This is a genomic window from Brenneria populi, assembly GCF_036016195.1.
Lineage (GTDB): Bacteria > Pseudomonadota > Gammaproteobacteria > Enterobacterales > Enterobacteriaceae > Brenneria > Brenneria populi.
Map to the genome: position 1 here is coordinate 1 of NZ_JAYWTM010000021.1, position 4,163 is coordinate 4,163.

Here is a 4,163-nt window from a genome sequence, read left to right on the forward strand (position 1 = left end):
TATTGGCCGAATACCTTACTTTTTTGCGCGCTCGGCGCGCTGGCGACGCAGCGCCTTCGGGTCGGCGATCAGCGGACGGTAGATCTCGACGCGATCGCCGTCATTGAGAATATCGGTCAGTTTCGCCGCTTTACTGTAGATACCGACTTTGTTGCTTTGCAGATCAATCTCTTTTCTCAGTTCCAATACGCCCGAGGCAACAATCGCCTGTTCGACCGTGCTCCCTTCCGCCAACGTCACCTGGCGCAGATATTGACGCTCCGGTAACGCGTAGACCACCTCCACGCGCAGATCAGGCACTGTAAACCTCTTTGGCCCGTTGCGTGAACGCCTGCACCATATTTCCCGCCAGCTCCTTGAAAACTTTACCGAAAGCGAGTTCAATCAAGGCGTTGGTGAATTCAAAATCAAGATGCAGCTCCACCTTGCAGGCATCATTGCTTAACGGCGTAAAGCGCCAATCGCCGCTTAATTGGCGAAAAGGGCCATCAACCAGCTGCATATTGATATTATGGTTATTGGTCAGCGTGTTGCGTGTGGTAAATGTCTTGCGAATCCCCGCTTTGGAAACATCAACCGCGGCGGTCATTTCATCTGGGGTGGCGGAAAGTATCCTGCTGCCAGTGCAACCCGGTAAAAAAGCAGGATAAGAAGAGACATCATTCACCAATTGGTACATTTGCTCTGCACTGAATGGCACCAGAGCGGAACGACTTATCTTTGGCATAGCATTTTCCGTGGTTCATAAACGCGCAAAATAATAGCACTGATAAGCCGACAGATGAAAATTCCGCGCGTACTATCGCACAATATCATCAACAATGGCTCAGACATTCGGCAGGGATTTCATTCCCTTTGACATCCAGTATAATGACGGCACTATGACAAAGAAAAAAGCATACAAACCCGGTTCCGCTACCATTGCGCAGAACAAGCGTGCCCGCCACGAATACTTCATTGAAGAGGAATTTGAGGCCGGTCTTTCGTTGCAAGGTTGGGAAGTCAAATCATTGCGCGCGGGCAAGGCCAATATCAGCGATAGCTACGTGACCTTCCGTGACGGCGAGGCGTATTTATTCGGCGCCACCATCACGCCGCTCAACGTTGCCTCTTCGCATGTTGTTTGCGACCCGACGCGTACGCGCAAGTTGTTGCTCAATAAGCGGGAGCTCGATTCCCTGATAGGCCGCACCAGCCGCGAAGGCTTTACGGTGGTCGCCTTATCCATGTACTGGAAAAACGCCTGGAGCAAAGTCAAAATCGGCGTGGCGAAAGGCAAGAAAGACCATGACAAGCGTGATGACATTAAAGAGCGCGAATGGAAATTAGACAAAGCGCGCATCATGAAGAACGCAAACCGCTAAGCCGCTGGCCTAGCAAAGGTAAGTTCTGATATACTAACGAAAGTTTCCTGGGGCTGATTCTGGATTCGACGGGATTTGCAAAGCCTTAGGTGCATGCCGAGGGGCGGTTGGCCTCGTAAAAAGCCGCAAAAAAATAGTCGCAAACGACGAAAACTACGCTTTAGCAGCTTAATAACCTGCTCTGAGCCCTCTCTCCCTAGCCTCCGCTCTTAGGACGGGGATCAAGAGAGGTCAAACCCAAAAGAGATCGCGTGGATGTCCTGCCTGGGGCTGAAGCGTTAAATCCAATCAGGCTAGTCTGTTAGTGGCGTGTCTATCCGCAGCTGGCAGGCGAATGTAAAGATTAGACTAAGCATGTAGTACCAACGGTAGAGTAATTCCGGACGGGGGTTCAAATCCCCCCAGCTCCACCAAATTTTGTTCTATAGAACGCCAAAGAAGTCCACTAAGCCCGCATGGCACAAGCCCTGCGGGCTTTTTTACGTCTATTGGGCGCTGTGGCGATCTTGTAACTTCCACCATTGTTAGGCACAATTTTAGGCACTCTATGCAGTTTCCCTCATTCCTGTTGGGCCTAAACTTAGTGGAGGTGCCTATGGCAAGGCAAACAAGGCCGCTTAGCGATACCGAGATCAAAGCGGCCAAACCCAAAGAGACCGACTACTCCCTGTATGATGGTGACGGGCTTGAGCTTCTAATCAAACCCGGCGGCAGTAAACTTTGGCAATTCCGTTACTATCGACCTTTAACCAAAAAGCGCGCAAAACTGAGTTTTGGTTCCTATCCTGCCGTCACTCTGGCCGACGCCCGAAAACGCCGCACTGAAACCAAATCGTTAATTGCCAAAGATATCGATCCTCAAGAGCATTACCACGCGCTAAAGCGGCAAGCGCTGGAAACCCAATCCAACACCTTTAAGGTCGTTGCCGAACGCTGGCTACAGTTAAAAAAGAGCAGCGTCACCGCCGACTATGCCTCCGATATCCAGCGCTCCCTCGAAAAGGATATCTTTCCCGCCATCGGCGATATCAGCATTACGGATATCAAAGCGCGCACGCTGGTGCAGGCTATTCAGCCGGTGCAGGCCAGAGGCGCGCTGGAAACGGTAAGGCGCTTATGCCAGCGGATTAACGAGGTGATGATCTATGCCATGAACGTTGGTCTGATCGATGCGGCGCCCAGCGTCAATATCAGCAAGGCGTTCGAGAAACCGCAGAAAAAGCACATGCCCAGCATCCGCCCGGATCAACTGCCGCAACTGATGCAAACGATGCGACTGGCAAATATCGAGTTACCGACCCGCTGTCTGTTTATGTGGCAGCTTCTCACCCTCACCCGCCCTGTCGAAGCCGCTGAGACGCGCTGGCAAGAGATCGATCTGGATGCTAAAGAATGGCGCATTCCAGCCGAACGCATGAAAATGAAGCGGGTACATATCGTTCCGCTGTCAGAACAGGCGTTGGCGATTCTGGAACTTATGCGGCCTTTAAGCAGCCATCGGGAATATGTTTTCCCCAGCCGCATTAAGCCGTTACAGCCAATGAATAGTCAGACGGTCAACGCCGCGCTAAAACGCGCTGGATTAGGCGGCATTCTGGTATCACACGGCATGCGGTCAATCGCCAGCACCGCGCTCAATGAGCAAGGCTTTCCGCCCGATGTCATCGAAGCCGCCCTCGCCCACGTAGATAAAAATGAAGTACGCCGGGCCTATAACCGCAGCGACTATCTGGAACAACGCCGCACCATGATGCAATGGTGGGCTGACTTTGTGAAAGCGGCGGACAACGGCAGCGTACTGGAAGGCGGAGTCCGGGGACTTAAGGCGCTTCGGTGATTGTATGAAGCCGTGTTTTTTCTCCCGCCTCACACCATAAGCAAGTGATGGTGTGAGACGGGAGACGCGTTATTTTTCTTTGCGTCGGGAACGCTCAAGGTACAAATTCAGCACATCTTCTGCGAATTCATCGTCAACAATGTAAAAGTAGCACTCCGGCACATTGAGTACGCGGGCAAATTCGCAGGCCAATTCAAACGTGGGTTTATGCGTGCCATTTTCATAATGGGACAGACGCGAATAGGCGGTAGCCTCTTCGATACCAGCCAGTACGCCGAGTTTCTCCTGCGTAAGGTTCGCTCTTAATCTGGCCGCTTTCAAACGCTTAGGAATCATTCAGTTATTACCGGCAGTTAATGTATTGCGGTAATCTTTAGCATTCCTCAATATGGATTTTCTTTAGAGTTTATAAAGATGGCGACGCGCTTAGTGTGTACCCTGCCCTTATTTGTCATCTGGTGTGCGTTGCCACCGTACGGTTTCACCGGCATACAGTGTCAGGATCGCTTCTGCAAAGCTATCGTCCACGGTGTAGAAATAGCTCTCTGGCACGTTCAATGCGTGTGCAAAAGCGCAAACCGTTTTGAACGATGGCGTATGCGTTCCGCTCTCATACTGCGAGAGACGAGAATAGGCCGTCTCTTCGCCAATCCCGGCTAATACACCAAGCTGCTCTTGCGTCAGATTAGCCCGTAACCTCGCATTTTTAAGACGTTCAGGGATCATAAGGATCTGCCATCAATAACTGTATTGACAGAATCTTTAGCATTCCTTAAGATTTATTATCTTTAGACTTACTAAAGAAGAAACATAAAACATGCCTGAGTCGGAAGAAGGCAACTTCACTGACTCTGTCTTATGACTACTAACGAGGGTAACTTCCGATGACCGAACAAGACTGGCATCCGGCAGATATCATTGCTGGTTTAAGAAAGAAAGGCACAACGCTGGCTGCGGTTTCC

7 protein-coding genes and 1 other RNA gene are annotated in these 4,163 nt (G+C 51.0%); 4 read left to right on the plus strand and 4 right to left on the minus strand.

Translation table 11 applies throughout. The annotated features are described in order from the left end of the window. Positions 1–15: 15 nt before the first annotated feature. Together VSX58_RS17300 and VSX58_RS17305 are read right to left on the minus strand one after the other, a co-directional pair. The gene (locus tag VSX58_RS17300; protein ID WP_327613005.1) at positions 16–300 is read right to left on the minus strand and encodes an RnfH family protein; all 285 of its coding nucleotides are present in this window, start codon (positions 298–300) and stop codon (positions 16–18) included. Next, entirely contained in the window at positions 293–727 is a 435-nt protein-coding gene (locus VSX58_RS17305) for a type II toxin-antitoxin system RatA family toxin (protein ID WP_327619183.1), read from the minus strand. The genes VSX58_RS17300 and VSX58_RS17305 overlap by 8 nt, the downstream gene beginning before the upstream one ends. Positions 728–881: 154 nt before the next feature. On the opposite strand from VSX58_RS17305, the gene smpB reads away from it, so the two are divergent. The 3 genes from smpB (at position 882) to VSX58_RS17320 (ending at position 3,201) form a co-directional block, all read left to right on the plus strand. Then, positions 882–1,364 carry an SsrA-binding protein SmpB gene (smpB, locus tag VSX58_RS17310; protein ID WP_327619184.1) on the plus strand — a complete coding sequence of 161 codons (483 nt, stop codon included), beginning with the start codon at positions 882–884 and terminating at the stop codon, positions 1,362–1,364. Positions 1,365–1,413: 49 nt separating this feature from the next. Then, positions 1,414–1,777, plus strand: a transfer-messenger RNA (tmRNA) gene (gene ssrA / locus VSX58_RS17315). A 182-nt stretch (positions 1,778–1,959) separates the two neighbouring features. Further along, complete coding sequence (locus VSX58_RS17320) at positions 1,960–3,201, plus strand: integrase domain-containing protein (protein WP_327619185.1); 1,242 nt, start codon at positions 1,960–1,962, stop codon at positions 3,199–3,201. A 69-nt stretch (positions 3,202–3,270) separates the two neighbouring features. On the opposite strand, the gene VSX58_RS17325 is transcribed toward VSX58_RS17320, so the two are convergent. Both VSX58_RS17325 and VSX58_RS17330 read right to left on the minus strand, forming a co-directional pair. Continuing rightward, positions 3,271–3,537 (minus strand): helix-turn-helix transcriptional regulator, encoded by a 267-nt coding sequence (locus VSX58_RS17325; protein WP_015854887.1) that lies wholly within the window; start codon positions 3,535–3,537, stop codon positions 3,271–3,273. 108 nt (positions 3,538–3,645) lie between these two features. Then, positions 3,646–3,927 carry a helix-turn-helix domain-containing protein gene (locus VSX58_RS17330; RefSeq protein WP_095847545.1) on the minus strand — a complete coding sequence of 94 codons (282 nt, stop codon included), beginning with the start codon at positions 3,925–3,927 and terminating at the stop codon, positions 3,646–3,648. A gap of 158 nt (positions 3,928–4,085) precedes the next feature. Between VSX58_RS17330 and VSX58_RS17335 the strand changes: the two genes are divergently transcribed. After that, positions 4,086–4,163 (plus strand): helix-turn-helix domain-containing protein (locus tag VSX58_RS17335; RefSeq protein WP_327619186.1); only part of this gene is annotated, 78 nt, incomplete at its 3' end.